We start from the raw sequence: 16,320 nt of genomic DNA, 5'->3' as shown, positions 1-16,320 counted from the left end.
AAAAGAGACACGTTTCAATATAGTGTCAGTCGCGCACTTTCAGGCTTGTTTTATGGAAAACTTTGAGTAGAATTTAGCAGTGCTCGTATCCAATGTTGCTTTTTGGGGACACCAAAATGAGTTCCTGGTACAGGTCGGCACAGCGGAATCGGGCGCACGAAAGCCTGTCGGCGCCACCGCCCACGCTGAACCGCTCTGGTACAGCAACTCGACGGCCGAGCGCTTGCGCCATGGCGTGAGTTGCTGATAGCGTCAGGCTGCGTTAGCCTAGCCGAGTTTCGGGCTCACCCACCACCCTAACATCCCACCGTAAAGGACTAAAACTCATGGCTCTCCAGACCTTCGTTCAAGACTACTATCTGCAGCAGAACCCCGACGTCCTCCAGGCCATCCTGCAGGGTGTCTTCACCAGTGCCGAGCAGCACTACACCCTTTACGGCGAGGCCGAGGGTCGTCAGCCCAACCCCTACTTCGAGCCGACCGGCTACTACACCCAGAACCCGGACGTGCTCGCCGCCGTGCAGGCCGGCACCTTCTCCAGCGCACTGCAGCACTTCGAGATGTACGGTGCCACCGAAGGTCGTCAGCCCGGCGCCGACACCTTCAACGAGGCCACCTACCTCGCGGACAACCCCGACGTCCAGGCTGCCGTCGACGCCGGCACCTTCAGCAGCGGTTACGAGCACTTCGTGCTCTATGGTGCGGACGAGGGGCGTGACTCGGGTGGGTCTGAGACTCCGACGAGTGGGGAGACTTTCACGCTCACTGAAGGTGTCGACAAGGCGACCGCCAACGTCTTCGATGCGCCGCGTGCCTACACGCCGGGCGGTACCGACCAGGTCAACTCGCTGAACGACGACGACGTTCTGACCGGCAAAGGTGACAACCCGACCCTGAACCTGACCTTTGTTGACGATGCCGATACCGGCAATGCCGTTATCGCTCCGGTGCTGAACGGCATCGAAACCATCAACACTGACGTGGTGGGTACGGCCAACAAGACCCTGGATCTCCAGGACGCTACCGGTGTTAACGAGCTCAACGTCTCTCGTATCAACAACACCAACTACACCACCCAGAACATCACCAGCGCGGTTGAGAGCTTCTCGCTCAACAACACCAACGCGCCGGCCGGCAACGTTACCTTCGTTCACTTGGCCTCTGCGCTGAGCGGCGATGCAGACGAAACAAGCCTCACGCTGAACAATGCCCAGGTCAACACCCTACGCGTTGATGCCGGCACGGCAGGCGCTACAACCGCCGGCGTTGGCTACGAGACCGTCAACCTGGAAAGCGCTGGCTCTGCCAACGCCGTGAACAACCTGAGCCTGGAAGATGTAGAAACGCTGAGCATCTCCGGCGATCAGAACCTGGTGATCGGTGGTCTGGGTAACGCAGCCGGCTCGCTGAGCAGCATTGCGGCTGGCGAGCTGACAGGCAACCTGGACATCAACCTGGACGGCGTGCTGAGCGCTACCCAGGACGGTACCTCGGGCACCAACATTGGCTTGTCTACCGTGACCGGTGCCGGTGACGACACCGTTCGCATTACCAACGACACCATCGGTACCACCGACAGCATCGAAGCCGGTGAAGGCGACGATACGCTGGCGCTGCAGGCCGACACCACCAACAACTTCACCCCGGCTCTGACCGGCGATGCGCTGGTGACGGGTGTTGAAAACGTCTCCATGACGCGTACCGATGACGGCCTTGTGGCTGATGGGGCAGACACGCTGACGCTGGATCTGGCGCGTATCGACGGTGACCAAGCCACTCGCCTCTTCAACAACGGCCAGAATGATGCAAGTGGTGACGGTGTCGCTACCTTCAACCTGAACAACGCCTCCGAAGGCGACGCAGCCAACATCAGCATTCAGCACAGCTCCAGCAACAACAACGCGCTGACTGACACGGTCGTCAACGTAGACGTGGAAGCCGGCGTTGATACCGTAGGCATGGCCATCGAAGAAGGCGTTAACGACGACCCGCGCTTCAACTTCGAGCTGAACGCTGACAGCGACGGCATTGTCGCCAATTCCATCAACAACGTGAGCAACATTGCGCTGGCGGACAACGACTCCGAGTCCAACACGGTCGAGCTGACCCAAGCGGCGCGTCACACTGGCACCATCAGCGTCACCGGCGGCACGGAAGGCACCTTCCTCAACCTGGATGCGACTGCTGGTGGCGGTGCCACAGCAGGCGGCTACGGCCACGTGCTGACCGGCGCTGCAGGCGATGCCACGACTGCCGCTGCTGCGGCTGCGGAGACTCGCGACACGGCCGTGGATCGCGTGTTCAACTCCGTTACCGGCGACCAGGTGCTGACCGCCTCCAACATCGATGCCGCCGACTTTGCCGGCAACTTCGAGGCGCGTCTGGGCGTGTCCAACACCAACGCTCAGTTGGGCTCCGGTGACGACACCCTGATCTTCGCCGACCGTGCCGGTATCTCCAGCGCGACCACCGGTCTGACCATTCAGGACACCGTTTCCGGTGGCGAAGGTTACGACACCATCATCCTCGATGGCGGCGCTGCTCCCATCACCCTGGGCGCGTCCGAGTGGACCAACCTGTCCGGTGTGGATGAAGTGCGTGTGGCCGGCCAGGCAGGTGGTAACTACACCGTGCGCCTGACCGATCAGCTGGTGACTCAGTCCGACAGCGGTGACACCATCAACGTCGTCAACAACGACGGTGATCTGACCACCAACGCTGAGAACACCCTGACCGTCGACACCCGTGCGCTGGCAGCTTCCAGCTCGGTGACCTTCACCGGTGCCAACGGCGACGGCTCCTTCGCTTTGGGTGCTCGCAACGCGCAAACCGTTATCTTGAACGACGTGACCGCCAACGGTAACAACGTTCTGGACGGTGGCGATGTCAACGTGGTGTCCGAGTACGTGGCCAACGGTCGTAACGTGTCTGGCGGTGCTAACGCCACCTTCGCCACCCAGGCGGCGGCGGATGCCCAGTACGTGGCTGACGTTGCTGCTGGCACCGAAGGCAACAACAACGTGCTGCAGATCTTCAACACGTCCGAAGTGACCGTGGGCGATCTGGCCAACACCCAGAACTTCAGCACCATTAACTTCACCAACGATCAGGCAGCCGTGCAAACGCTAAACCTGACGCTGGACAACGCCACCGTGGATTCGCTGGTTGACGCCAGCCACACGGCGACGGCCGAGCAGGTGGAGACGCTGACCATCACTGCCAACGACAACGCGATTGTTCCTGGTGCCACGTCCAACCTGAACGTACAGGCCGGCACCGTCGGTGCGCAGTTCAGCCTGAACGTGACCGGTGACGGCGGTGCTGACGTGATCGTGGCGGGTGCGGGCGCCGACATCATCACCGGCGGCGGTGGTGCTGACACCCTGACCGGTAGCGCGGGCAACGACAGCTTTGTAGTTGCTGCTGGCGATAGCGTCGAAAGTGGCGCGGGCAACCTCGACGGCGATGTTATCACTGACTTCACCTCCGCTGATGATCAAATCGATCTGGCAAACGTAGGTGCATACAGCGAAGCCGACCAGTCCGCTGCCGCTAACTACGCCGCGGTCGTTGCAGCTGTTGATGCCGCCTTCACTGGTGGCGGTGCAGGTAACGAAGACATCTACGCTGCCGTTGATGCTCTGGGCAGCGGCGACACTTGGGTATTTGTCGATACCAATGCTGACGGCTCTTACACTGCTGGTACGGATACCTTCATCACTCTGCAAGGTGTTAACACCCTCGCAGGCGTTGATGCAGCTGACTTCGTATAACACGCTAGTGAAAGCTTCAATGCCTATCCAACGATAGGCAAACACTTCCAACCCCCGGCCTTGGTCGGGGGTTTTTTTTTACTCAAGGGAAGAAAAAGGGAAGAAAAAGACACCCACTTACCTTTGACTTCCCTCCCCGCCTCTCCTACCTTCCTTTCATCACCCCTTGCGGAGAGACCTCATGACTCGTCCCCGCGCCTCGCTCGTCTCCCTCTCTGATACGCCTTGGTACCACCTCGTCACGCGCTGCGTGCGCCGGGCCTATCTGTGTGGCTTCGATCGGTTGACCGGACGGAGCTTCGAGCATCGGCGCGGCTGGGTGGAGTTGCGGTTGCGGCAGCTCGCCGGGGTGTTCGCGATCGATGTCGCGGCCTATGCGGTGATGAGCAATCACGTGCATCTGGTGGTGCGGCTCGATGCGGAGCGTGCTTCTCAGTGGTCGGATGAGGAGGTGTTACGGCGCTGGCGATGTCTGTTCCGGGGGCCGGTGGTGGTGGAGCGGTTCCTGTCGCCTGCGACGCGGGCGGGGATGACCGAGGCGGAGCTGGATGGTGTCGCGGAGCTGGTCGCGACCTACCGCGCGCGGCTGGTGGATCTCTCGTGGTTCATGCGGGTGTTGAACGAGTCGATCGCGCGGGCGGCGAATCGGGAGGACGGGGTGCGGGGGCGGTTCTGGGAGGGACGCTTTCGTTCACAGGCGATCCTCGACGAGACCGCGCTGCTGGCGGTGATGGCCTATGTCGATCTCAACCCGATTCGGGCGGGGATTGCGGAGACGCCGGAGGCGAGCGCGCACACCGGGATCGCGGCGCGGATCGCCGACTTGCAAGGGGACGGAGAGGAAGCAGAGGCGGCACCACAGCCCCGGCAAGGCTCATCGCATCCACCGCCCACCCCAGCGACAGCATCGACGCCGCCAGAGACCGAGGACACGGAGCCCAGGGCAGACGCACGCAGCGCTGAACTCTGGGAAGCCGCCCTCAGCCGTCTACCACCTGCCCCACTGATGCCATTCGGCAACCCCGCCGAATGCCCCGCCACCATCCCCTTCACCTTCGACAATTACCTGATCCTGGTCGACTCGCTCGGGCGTGCCCTGCATCCACGCAAGCGTGGCGCGATCCCGGCGGAGTTACCCGACATCCTCACCCGGCTCGGCATCGCCCCCGAGCGCTTCGTCGAGCACGCGGGATTCCTGCTCAAGGGGTTCGGTGCGGCGATCGGTGCGCCGGAGCGAATGACGGCGCTCGCCGCACAGCGGGAGTGTCGCTATCTGCGAGGCGTGCGACGCGCCAAGCAGTTCTTCACGGCTGCCGCCGCCACGGCCTGAGATATCGATCGCCCATCTGCCGGGGTCGTTTCGTGGGCCCAGCCTGAACCCACCCTGGGTCCAACGCGCCCCAACCCCTGGGGCCTGGCTGACCCCTGAACGGACGAATCCGAAAGCACGAATGATCGCTCCCCCGTGGCCCCCTCGGGGCGGGACGATGAGCGGGCGGAGATACGGCGAACGCGAGAGACGCCAAGGGTTGGCGCGGAGATGGGGAGGCTCGACAAGCCGGACTGGGCGAGGGTAGGATGGCCACCGTCGCGGGGGTGTTGGAGCACCTGACCGCGTAAAGCCCCGACTGACACAGAGTCGAGCGCACCAGTGGCCGGCGGTATTCTAGCAAAGTCCCCCAGGGGCTGGCGTGTGCCGTACTGCCCGTTCGCGATCCCTCTCAATCCAGTCGGTGGTCTCCGTTTCCGTATACTGGAGATTGCCGAATGTCCATTCAGTTCGCCACCTCGCCGGTGGAGATCCTGGCCTGGCAGCGCCGCGTGCTGTCCGAGCCGAGGCTGAGCCATACCGCCAGCCGCATCGCCACCAGTCTGTCGCTGCACATCAATTCGCACTCCGGCGTCGCCTGGCCGTCGCTGCGTACGCTCGCGCGGGTGTCGAACACCTCCTACAGCTCGGTCAAGCGCGCCATTCGCCGCATGGTCGAGCTACAGCTGCTGCAGGTCGAGCGCGGCGATGCCAGACGGGCGAATCGTTATCGGGCGATCCTGCGGCGCAACCCACCCCGGCCCGCGGCGCAACGCGCGCCCGACCCTGCGCCCAGACAGCAGGCCGAGCCGCGTCCCGTCGATGACGCCGCCATCGCGCGGGTCGTCGCCCACCTCAACCGCGCGGCCAACGCCTGCTTCCCCGACGCACCGGGCACCGCGACCTACCGCATCCTGCGCCGCGCACTGCGACGACACGCCCCGGAGACGCTGTGCGCCGTGGTCGACCTGAAGACCGCCCAGTGGGGCCGCACCGAGCAGGCGCGTTATCTGCGCCCATCGACGCTGTTCACCCCATCCCGGCTCGAGGGCTATCTCTCCGAGCTGCACCAGCGCGGACGACCGGCCTCGCCCCCTCCCCCACCGTCACCCGAACCCCCGCGCAACCCCGACCGCACCACGCGCCCGCCGACCGCACCGGGCAAGGTACGGCGCCATCTCGATGCGATGCGCCATATCCTCGGGCCGAGTCGCTCCTGAAAAGGACACCCACTTACCGGGAAGCGCTCCTGAAAAGGACACCCAGTTACCGCGGATACTGAAACGACATCGCCCCTTCCCCGGCGAGATCGCGCCGCGCACTCGCCCATGCGTGTCCAACACGCGCACGAAACAGCGAACAACACCTCAGGACGACAATAAATCGTCCACAGTCACTCCCCATCGATCGACATCCGTCATCGGACGTGTTGGAGTGGTTCGGGCACTTGCGCCCTTGTGACCGACCCCATCGACAGGAACTGGTCGACAACGGCGTATCGGCCCTCGAGCCCGGACGGCTCGATCTCCTCCCCGGCCATCACGGCGGGGAGGATTGTCCCGAACCCCGGTGCGCACGATGGAGAGATCGCAGATGGTTAGGTTTTTCGACGAAGACTTTTACTTGCGCAACAACCCGGATGTCGCGGCGAGCGTACAGGCCGGCACCTTCACCGCTGAGGAGCATTTCGAGCAATACGGACGTTTCGAGGGACGCAACCCCAACGCCTTCGTCGATCTCGATTTCTATTTGCAGCAGAACCCGGATGTTGCCGAGGCGGTCGCCAATGGCAGCACCACCGCTTACGACCATTTCGTCACCTACGGCGCGCAGGAGCAGCGCCAACCCTCGCCGCTGTTCGATCCAGCCTTCTATCTGGAGCAGAACCCGGATGTCGACAGCGCCGTGACGGCGGGCACGCTGACTCCCTTCGCGCACTTCTTCGACTACGGCCAGGGCAACGGCGAGCTTCGCGCCCCCGCCCCCGGCATCGATCTGCAGGCCTATGCCCAGGCCAACCCCGATGTGCTGGCGCAGGCCGAGGCCGGACAGATCGGTATCGCCGAGCACCTGTTCACCTACGGCTTCGCGGAAGGGCGTGATCTCGGCAATGGTCTGAATCTCGCGGACTTCGCCAACGATCCCGACTTCCAGGCTGCGGTGGCCTCCGGCAATGCCGCCGCCGCGCTCGCACGGGTCAACGAGGTCGCGCCCTTCCTGCCCGCGTTCACCCCGCCCGAGGGCTGGACACCTGCCGCCGACGCCTCGATCCCGGTCGACTTCATCCCCACCGAGGGCGTCAGACTACAGATCCCCCAGGGCGTCGAGGTCCCGGACGACATCGAGCTGCCCGACACCTTCGAACAACCCGGCTCGTCGGAAACGCCAGACGAGTCGGGCAGCGGTGGCGGCACGCCATCGACCCCGACGTTCAGCGTCACCGAGAGCGGCACCTCGCCCAACATCACTCTGACCTTCGCGGGATCGGCGACCGGTGACATCACCGTCACCGAGAACGCAGGCGCACTGACCTTCACCCGCGATGGTCACGAGGCCAGCACCAAGCCCGACCTCACCGACCTCGACGACGCCGGCATCCCGGGGCCGCTGACGATGAGCGCGGCCACCTTCGCCGTGACCGGCCTGGCGGCCAAACTCGCCGCTGGCGCCACCAAGGTCGACGCCAGCGGCGCCACCGCGGCGCAGCTCACTGCGCTGTCGAGCAATGCAGCCAAGCTGGCGGCCGACGGACTCAGCAACCTGACCCTGACCAACACCCAGAGCACCACCGAGATCGGCAACCTGCTCGGCAAGGCCACGGACGCGCAGGTCACCGCCACCAACATGGACGGCACCGACCTCGCGGCGGTATCCACCAACATCGCCAAGGTCGTCACCGACGGCATCACCGGCACCCTGGCGCTCTCCACCACCGGGCTCGACGAGACCGACATCGGCAACCTGCTCGGCACCCAGACGGCGACCGCCGCCACGGTCAACGTCGATGCCGCCAGCATGACCGATGCCGAACTCGGCGCCGTCAACACCGGCATCGTCAAGGTCGACGCCATCTCCAACCTCACCCTGACCGACACCCAGAGCGCCGCCGCGATCGGCAACCTGCTCGGCAAGGCCACGGACGCGCAGGTCACCGCCACCAACATGGACGGCACCGACCTCGCGGCGGTATCCACCAACATCGGCAATGTCGCCAACAACGGCATCACCGGCACCCTGGCGCTCTCCACCACCGGGCTCGACGAAACCGCTATCAGCAACCTGCTCGGCGCCAAGACGGCCGACGCTGCCACGGTCAACGTCAACACCGCCAGCGACAGCGACAGCGACAGCGACAGCGACAGCGGGATGACATCCGCGGAGCTGACCGCGGTCGCTCAGGGTCTCGCCAAGATCAACGCCCTCACCATCGACACCACACACCAGATTCAGGGGCAGGGGCAGGCGGCCGACATCAGCGGCCGGAGCTTCTCGCTGACCGGCACCAACACCACCACCGACTATCTGCAGCTGGGCACGACCTCGGGCGACGACACCATCACGCTGACCAACGTCACCACGACGGACGCGAGCGTGGTCGTTGACGCCTCGACCGGCACCGACACCATAGCCTTCGGCACCGGCACCTTCTCCGTACTGTTCGACCACACCGCTGATGGCACCGGCGGCAACTCCATCACCGGGTTCGATGTCGGTGACGGCGGCGATGTGCTGGCCTTCAAAGACAACGCCAATCTCGACCTCAGCGGCACGGCCAGCGAGACCTTCGACAAGGGCGACATCAGCAACGCCGATCAGGTGACGGGCAATGTCATCGTCGCCACCAACGCGATCACCGCGGCCAGCGACATCGAGACCATGCTGGCCAACCAGAGCGGGGTCACCGGTGGCGCCGTGGTGGTCGCCTACAACACCAACACCACCCAGACGGAGCTGTACTTCGACAGCGATGGCGCCAACGACGGCAGCGGCGCCGAGGTCACCCTGCTGGGCGTGGTCGACATCACCCAGGCCGACGTCGCCAACCTGACCGCCTACAACTTCCACGTCATCTGACGACAGCCCGCGCCCGCGACGGCGCCCCGAGCTGCGGGGCGTCGCGCACGATCCGGCCACCGAAGACGGCGACCGAGCTACACTGCCGAGATGAACCAGGCGCAAGCGCGCGTGGTCATATCGTCCATTCATCCCCGTAGCGAAGCCCCGCCATGGTCAGCACCGTCACTCGCGCGAACGATTCCACTCATCGAGCCGTCCCCGGCCTCGGCTACGACGGCGTGGTCAAGGTCAGCGCCGGCGGCTATTACGGCACCGGCGTACTGTTATCCGACGGGCAGGCGGTGCTCACCGCCGCGCACCTGTTCGATCCCGGCGTGACCTCGGCCAGCGTCACCTTCGAGACCACCGCCGGCAGCGAGACGCTGACGGCGAGCCGGGTGACGCTCCACCCCGACTACGACCCGGTCAACGGCAACCACGATCTGGCGCTGGTCTGGCTCGACCAGTCGGCCCCGGTCACCGCCGAGCGCTACGGGCTCTATCGCAGCCCCGACGAGATCGGGCAGGTGTTGACCCTGGTCGGCTACGGCACCCCCGGCACCGGCGCGAACGGGACCATCGATTCCTATTCCGGCGAGTCGTTGCGACTGATGGCGTTCAACACCTTCGATGCCGGGATCGAGACCCTGGACGCGCGCTTCGGTCGCATCCTCACCTGGGACCCGGCCACCGGCACCCAGCTGATCGCCGACTTCGACGACGGCACAGCACGGCGCGACGCGCTTGGCCAACTGCTCGATCTCGACCATCTCGGCATCGGCGTGAACGAGGGGCTGATCTCGCCCGGTGACAGCGGCGGACCGGCCTTCGTCGACGGGCGCGTCGCCGGGATCGCCAGCTATACCGCCAGCATCAACACCTGGCTCACCCAGCCCGATGTCGACAACCAGGTCAACAGCAGCTTCGGCGAGATCGCCTCCTGGCAGCGGGTGAGCCACTATCAGCAATGGATCGACCTGAGCCTGCGCGCCAATTACACCGACGCGCCGAGCAACGCGACCGAGGTCTCGCCGATGGTCCAGGAGGGCGACAGCGGCACCAGTCACGCCTACTTCCTGCTGGAGTTCAACGGCACCCGCAGCGGCCCCGAGGCCTGGCTGAGCGTCGACTACGCCACCCGTGACGGCACCGCGGTCGCCGGCCAGGACTATCTGCCGGTGAGCGAGACCCTGGTGCTCTATCCCGGCGAGGATCAGGCGGTGATCGCCGTCGAGGTGATCGGCGACACCATCCCGGAAGAGGCCGAGACCTTCTATCTCGATGTCTTCAATCCGGTCGGCGCCGACTTCGGCGCCGGCGTCACCCAGCTGAGCGCCACGCGCATCATCGTTGACGACGACTGGTGGGGCTGAGGCCGCGCCGCCGCGCCGACCTGCAGCGATCGCGCCATCCGCGTTATCATGATCGCCTGACTCGAACGCCCGTGCGCCAGGACCGACGCGCCGGTCGGCGACGCCCGGGATCGGCGCGTCCGATCCCCGCTCCAGCCGCGCCCTCGGCCACGCGCCACCCTGCCCCCATCTTCATCCGAGGTCGAATCCATGCCCAAGATCGCTGCCTTGTCACGCGAGCGCCACGCCGCTCGGCGCTGGAAACGCTATGACTCCTATGCCTTCGCCCGGGGCGCGGCGCTGGTTGATGTGGTGGCCGCCGAGCTGCCCAAGGCGACCATGAGCCTGCCGCTGGCCTTCGTCCGTCAGGGCGAGGGCTTCGCGCTGAGCGCGGTGCTGGGGCTCGCCCCCGGCCGCAACCTGTGCGTGACCCAGGAGGGCCGCTGGGTCGGCGGCGGCTACATCCCGGCGGCGCTGCGCGGCTATCCCTTCCGCCTGGTGCGCACCGAGGGCGACCAGCTGGTGCTGTGCATCGACGAGGACAGCGGCCTGCTCACCGACGACCCCGAGGACGAGGCGCTGTTCGACGATGAGGGCAAGCCCTCGGCGGCGATCACCAAGGTGCTCGAGTTCCTCCAGCAGGTCGAGACCAACCGCCAGGTCACCGCACGTGCCTGCGCCGCGCTGGCCGAGGCCGGGGTGATCGCGCCCTGGCCGATCAAGGTCCAGGGCGACGAGGGTGAGCGCGAGATCGAGGGGCTGTTGCGTATCGACGAGGCCGCGCTCAATCAGCTCGACGCCGAGACCCTCGCCGGGCTGCGCGCCAGTGGCGCGCTGTCGATGGCCTACTGCCAGCTGCTCTCGATGCAGCACCTGCAACGGCTCGGCCTGCTCGCCAAGGCCCACGCCCAACACGACGAGGCCGCGGCCAAGCAGGCGCGGGCGATGCTCGACCAGCCCGAGGAGGAGAGCTTCGAGTTCGACTGGGACGCGCTGACACGCTGAGCCCGACACCGCCAACCGCTTGACCCGACAAGAAGATCGCGCGCCGCCCGGCAGATCCCCGCCGCGGTGGCGCGGACACGGACGAGGCACGCCCTGTGCTAAAATTGCCCGTTGATCAATCGAGGAATCCCCATGGCCGAACTGCAGCCCGCGAAGACCCTCAAGGAAGCAATGGCGATCTGCCGCAGCTCCTTCTACGGTGCCGGTTTCTTCAGCCTGTTCATCAACTTGCTGATGCTGGTCCCGCCGCTGTACATGCTGCAGATCTACGACCGGGTGCTGGCCTCGTCGAGCGTCTCGACGCTGATGGCGCTGACCGTGCTGGTCGCCTTCCTGATGCTCACCATGGGGCTGCTCGAATGGGTGCGCTCGCTGGTGCTGATCCGCGTCGGCGCCCGACTCGACGGGGTGCTCAGCCAGCGGGTGTTCGACGCCACCATGGATGTCGCCGCGCGTCAGCCCGGCCAGGGCAGCGCGCAGCCGATCAGCGATCTCGGCGGCTTTCGCCAGTTCATGACCGGCAACGGGCTGTTCGGCTTCTTCGACGCGCCCTGGATCCCGGTCTACATGGTGGTCATCTTCATGTTCCACCCGCTGCTCGGGGTGATCGCGCTCGGCGGCGCGCTGATCCTCATCGCGCTGGCCTTCCTCAACGAGTTCCGCACCCGCAAGCCGCTGATGGCCGCCTCCAACCAGGCGATCCGCGAGCAGCACGTGCTCAACGCCAAGCTGCGCAACGTCGAGGTGATCGAGGCGCTGGGGATGCGTCCGCAGATCCAGCAGCGCTGGCACGACCACCACGCCGAGACCATCGGCTGGCAGGCGCGCGCGAGCGAGGAGGCGGCGCTGCTGATGGCCACCAGCAAGTCCTTCCGCATGTTCCTGCAGTCGCTGATCCTCGGCGCCGGCGCCTGGCTGGCGATCCAGCAGTCGATCACCCCCGGCGTGATGATCGCCGCCTCGATCATGATGGGCCGCGCGCTGGCCCCGGTCGACCAGATGATCGGCTCCTGGAAGGGCTTCGTGAACGCCCGCGCCAGCTATGGCCGGCTGCAGAAGCTGCTCACCGAGATCCCGCCGGGCAGCCGTCACATCAGCCTGCCGGCACCGACCGGCGCGCTCCAGCTCGAGGGCGTGGTGGCCGCGCCCCCCGGCGCGCGCAAGCCGGTGCTGCGCGGGATCTCGCTGGAGATCGCCGCCGGCGACGTGGTCGGCATGATCGGCCCCTCGGCGGCGGGCAAGTCGACCCTGGCGCGGGTGATGCTCGGCATCTGGCCCCTGGCCTCGGGCGCGGTGCGGCTCGACGGCGCCGATCTGGCGCTCTACAACCGTGACGAGCTCGGCCCGCACATCGGCTATCTGCCGCAGGACGTCGAGCTGTTCGACGGCACCGTGGCCGAGAACATCGCCCGCTTCGGCGAGATCGAGGACGCCGAGGTGGTGGCCGCGGCGCAGCGCGCCGGGGTGCACGAGCTGATCGGCCAGCTGCCCAACGGCTACGACACCCGGCTCGGCGGCGGCGGCGTGATGCTCTCCGGCGGTCAGCGCCAGCGCATCGGGCTCGCCCGCGCGCTCTACAAGAACCCCAAGCTGGTGATCCTCGACGAGCCCAACTCCAACCTCGACGACCGCGGCGAGGCGGCGCTGCTCGAGGCGATCGACAACCTGCGCGCCACCCACGCCACCGTGGTGCTGATCTCGCATCGCCCGAGCGTGCTCAAGGCGGTCGACAAGGTGCTGGTGATCAAGGACGGCCGCATCGAGGCCTACGGTCCGCGCCAGGAGGTGCTCTCACGCGTGCTCAAGCCTCGCTCGGTCCAGCCCGCGTCGCTGGACGCGGCCTCCAGCGCCAGCGCCTGACCCGAGAAACGACCGGCGCGGGCAGCGGCCCGCGCCATACCCCGCTCTACCCCACCCTCCCACTGACAGGTGACCCGACGTGTCGCAAGCATCCGATTCGACCACCCAGGCCCCGCAGGCCAGCATCCAGGATCAGCGCATACGCTGGTTCGGTATCAGTGTCATCCTCGTGATGTTCGGCGGCTTCGGGAGCTGGTCGGCGATGGCGATGCTCGACAGCGCCGCGGTGGCGCCGGGCGTGGTGACGGTGGAGTCCTACCGTCAGGCGGTGCAGCACCTCGAGGGCGGCATCGTCAGCGAACTGCTGATCACCGAGGGCGATCTGGTCGAGGCCGGCGACCTGCTGGTGCGGCTCGACGACACCCAGTTCTCCTCCCAGCTCGAAGCGGTACGCAGCGAGCTCGGCGCCCTGCTCGCGCTCGAGGCGCGACTGCAGGCCGAGCGCGATCGCAACGAGGCGATCGCCTTCCCCGAAGAGCTGATCGAGCAGGCCGAGCACGACTCCCGGCTGCAGGAGTTCATGGAGACCCAGCATCAGGTCTTCATCGCCCGCCGCGACGACCTCGAAGGCCGCGTCGGGGTGATGGAGCAGCGCATCGAGCAGCTGCGCGAGCAGGTCAACGGGTTCTCCGAGCAGGAACGCAAGTTCGAGAAGCGCATGGCGCTCTACGAGGACGAGCTCAAGGGGCTGCGCGCACTCTACAAGGACGGCATGGGCGACAAGGTGCGGATGCTCGCGCTCGAGCGCGATCAGGCCGAGGTCGAGGGCGATCTCGCCGCGGTGCGCTCGCAGCGCGCCAGCGCCACGCTGCAGATCGACGAGACCCAGCTGCAGATCGACCAGGCGTGGCGCGAGTTCCTGCGCGACGTGGTCACCGAGCTGAGCTCGGCGCAGGAGCGCCTGTTCGACGCCCAGCAGCGCCACCGTGCGCTCGCCGACCGGGTGCGCCGCACCCAGATCCGCGCGCCGGTCTCGGGCAAGGTGGTGGGGCTGCAGGTGCACACCCTCGGCGCGGTGATCTCGCCCGGCGAGCGGGTGATGGACATCGTCCCCGACAATGACCTGCTGGTGATCGACGCCCAGGTCACGCCGCAGGACATCGACAAGGTGTTCCCGGGGCTGGAGGCACAGGTGCGCTTCACCGCCTTCAACTTCCGCACCACCCCGACCCTCACCGGGCAGGTGGTCACGGTCTCGGGGGACCGCCTGATCGACGAGCAGAACGGCCATCCCTACTTCCTCGCCCGCATCGAGATCCCCGAGGACCAGAGCCAGCGTCTCGGCGACCTCAAGCTGCTGCCGGGCATGCCCGCCGAGGCGATGATCGTCACCGGCGAGCGCACCTTCCTCGACTATCTGCTGCGCCCGCTCAAGGATGCCCTGGCGCGTTCGATGCGCGAGGAGTGACCCGCAGGGGAACCGACCGCGGGCCGCGGCGCCGGTGGTCGATCCCGTCTCGAGCATCCTCGTGCCCGCGACAGGATAAGGCCCGCTCAGGCCGCTGTTCCTGCCTTTTGAGTATCGCCATCCTCTTGTGAAGGCCATCATCACGGTGCGCTCGACTCGGGGCTGCTCGCGATCGCTGTATGGCCGTGCCGACTGGCGTGGCAGTCGTTTTTTCGATAGTGCCCTGACCGATACGTTTCGATAAGATCAGAATCTCTTGCGAGGTTCCCCCCGAATTTCGTCCCCCAAGGATTGACGATCAACGCTTGGAGAGCACGATGCAGAAGATCCCGAAGCGGGTGTACACGCAGGAGTTCAAGGAGCAGGCGGTCAAGCGAGTGCAGTCGGGGCGCAGTATCGCCCGATGGCGCGCGAGATGGGCCTAGTGGAGCAGACGGTACGCAACTGGGTGCGGCGCAGCGAGGCGGGGAAGCTGGTGGCGAGCGCGGGCCAGGCGGTGACGCCCGAGGGGATGGAGCTATCGCGGCTGCGCGCCGAGGTTGCCGAGCTTCGCGAGGAGAACACGATCCTGCGAAAAGCGACGGCGTACTTCGCGAAGGATGCGCTGTGAAGTCCGCCTGGATCGATGCGCATCGCGGCGCGCACGGCCTGCGTCGGCTGTGTGCGCTGCTGGGCGTCAGTGCCAGCGGTTATGGGGCCTGGCAGCGCGGCGGCCAGCGCCAGGGGCTGAATGATGCGCAGCTGACGTTGCTGCTGCAGGCCATTCACGCCGAGACCGGTGGCGCCTATGGCAGTCCGCGGATGGTGCGAGCGCTGCGCGCCCGCGGCCTGAGCGCGAGCAAGGCGCGTGTGGAGCGGCTGATGCGTGCGCACGGCCTACGCGGGCGTCATCGGCGTCGCTATCGCGTCACGACCGACTCGAGCCACCGCCTCCCCGTCGCCGAGAATCTGCTCGCCCGGGACTTCCGGCCCAGCGCCCCGAATCAGGTATGGAGCGCCGATATCACCTACCTCTGGACCGACGAGGGCTGGCTCTATCTGGCCGTCGTCCTCGACCTGTTCAACCGCGAGGTCGTCGGCTGGTCGATGCGCGCCCGCATGGACGCCGAGCTGGTCATCAGCGCCCTCGACATGGCCCATGCCCGGCGCCGGCCGCCACCAGGGCTGCTGCACCACTCCGACCGGGGCAGCCAGTACGCCAGCCACGCCTTCGAGCAACGCCTGCGTCGCTACGCCATGCGTTGCTCGATGAGCCGGCGCGGCAACTGCTGGGACAATGCCCCGACCGAGAGCTGGTTCAACAGCTTCAAGCACGAGCGCGTCTTCGGCGAGCGCTTCCCGACCCGCGAGGCGATGCGCGCCACGGCCTTCGAGTACATCGAGGTCTTCTACAACCGCAAGCGACTGCACTCGACACTCGGCTATCGCTCACCCGTCGAGTTCATGCAACAGTGGGAGGCGAGACAGCGCCGCGACCAGACGGTCGCATGAGAACAACCCCTTGGGGGACGAAAAAACAGGGCAACTTCACTTGCTTTAAGGATGAAGAAGATGTAT

General features: G+C 66.2%; 8 protein-coding genes and 1 pseudogene. All 9 read left to right on the top strand.

All coding sequences use genetic code 11. The features are described from left to right. Positions 1-326: 326 nt before the first annotated feature. The 9 genes and pseudogenes from MARPU_RS00980 (at position 327) to MARPU_RS00935 (ending at position 16,254) form a co-directional block, all read left to right on the top strand. Positions 327-3,773, top strand: a complete 3,447-nt coding sequence (locus MARPU_RS00980) for a beta strand repeat-containing protein (RefSeq protein ID WP_005221856.1) — start codon at positions 327-329, stop codon at positions 3,771-3,773. 181 nt (positions 3,774-3,954) lie between these two features. Then, positions 3,955-5,103, top strand: a complete 1,149-nt coding sequence (locus MARPU_RS00975) for a transposase (protein ID WP_005221857.1) — start codon at positions 3,955-3,957, stop codon at positions 5,101-5,103. A gap of 437 nt (positions 5,104-5,540) precedes the next feature. Further along, entirely contained in the window at positions 5,541-6,302 is a 762-nt protein-coding gene (locus MARPU_RS00970) for a conserved phage C-terminal domain-containing protein (protein ID WP_005221859.1), read from the top strand. A 358-nt stretch (positions 6,303-6,660) separates the two neighbouring features. Beyond that, positions 6,661-9,156, top strand: a complete 2,496-nt coding sequence (locus tag MARPU_RS16455) for a beta strand repeat-containing protein (protein WP_156929205.1) — start codon at positions 6,661-6,663, stop codon at positions 9,154-9,156. Between the two features lie 152 nt (positions 9,157-9,308). Next, a complete protein-coding gene (locus tag MARPU_RS00960; RefSeq protein WP_005221862.1) occupies positions 9,309-10,511 on the top strand; it encodes a trypsin-like serine protease in 1,203 nt (400 codons plus the stop codon). A 189-nt stretch (positions 10,512-10,700) separates the two neighbouring features. Further along, complete coding sequence (locus MARPU_RS00955; protein ID WP_005221872.1) at positions 10,701-11,495, top strand: SapC family protein; 795 nt, start codon at positions 10,701-10,703, stop codon at positions 11,493-11,495. Between the two features lie 132 nt (positions 11,496-11,627). Then, complete coding sequence (locus MARPU_RS00950; protein ID WP_005221875.1) at positions 11,628-13,355, top strand: type I secretion system permease/ATPase; 1,728 nt, start codon at positions 11,628-11,630, stop codon at positions 13,353-13,355. Between the two features lie 79 nt (positions 13,356-13,434). Continuing rightward, positions 13,435-14,763, top strand: coding sequence for an HlyD family type I secretion periplasmic adaptor subunit (locus MARPU_RS00945; RefSeq protein ID WP_005221877.1), 1,329 nt, complete (start codon positions 13,435-13,437; stop codon positions 14,761-14,763). Positions 14,764-15,080: 317 nt separating this feature from the next. After that, positions 15,081-16,254 (top strand): annotated as a pseudogene (locus tag MARPU_RS00935) (IS3 family transposase). Positions 16,255-16,320 lie beyond the last annotated feature (66 nt).

Origin of the sequence: Marichromatium purpuratum 984 (genome assembly GCF_000224005.2) — a bacterium.
Classification (GTDB): Bacteria; Pseudomonadota; Gammaproteobacteria; order Chromatiales; family Chromatiaceae; genus Marichromatium; species Marichromatium purpuratum.
The sequence above is the reverse complement of the archived record's forward strand: the minus strand, read 5'-3'. Positions and strand labels throughout refer to the sequence as shown.

Excerpts from the sequence above, each read along its gene's own strand:
- MARPU_RS00980 (WP_005221856.1), top strand. The coding sequence starts at position 327 with ATGGCTCTCCAGACCTTCGTTCAAGACTACTATCTGCAGCAGAACCCC.
- MARPU_RS00975 (WP_005221857.1), top strand. The coding sequence starts at position 3,955 with ATGACTCGTCCCCGCGCCTCGCTCGTCTCCCTCTCTGATACGCCTTGG.
- MARPU_RS00970 (WP_005221859.1), top strand. The coding sequence starts at position 5,541 with ATGTCCATTCAGTTCGCCACCTCGCCGGTGGAGATCCTGGCCTGGCAG.
- MARPU_RS16455 (WP_156929205.1), top strand. The coding sequence starts at position 6,661 with ATGGAGAGATCGCAGATGGTTAGGTTTTTCGACGAAGACTTTTACTTG.
- MARPU_RS00960 (WP_005221862.1), top strand. The coding sequence starts at position 9,309 with ATGGTCAGCACCGTCACTCGCGCGAACGATTCCACTCATCGAGCCGTC.
- MARPU_RS00955 (WP_005221872.1), top strand. The coding sequence starts at position 10,701 with ATGCCCAAGATCGCTGCCTTGTCACGCGAGCGCCACGCCGCTCGGCGC.
- MARPU_RS00950 (WP_005221875.1), top strand. The coding sequence starts at position 11,628 with ATGGCCGAACTGCAGCCCGCGAAGACCCTCAAGGAAGCAATGGCGATC.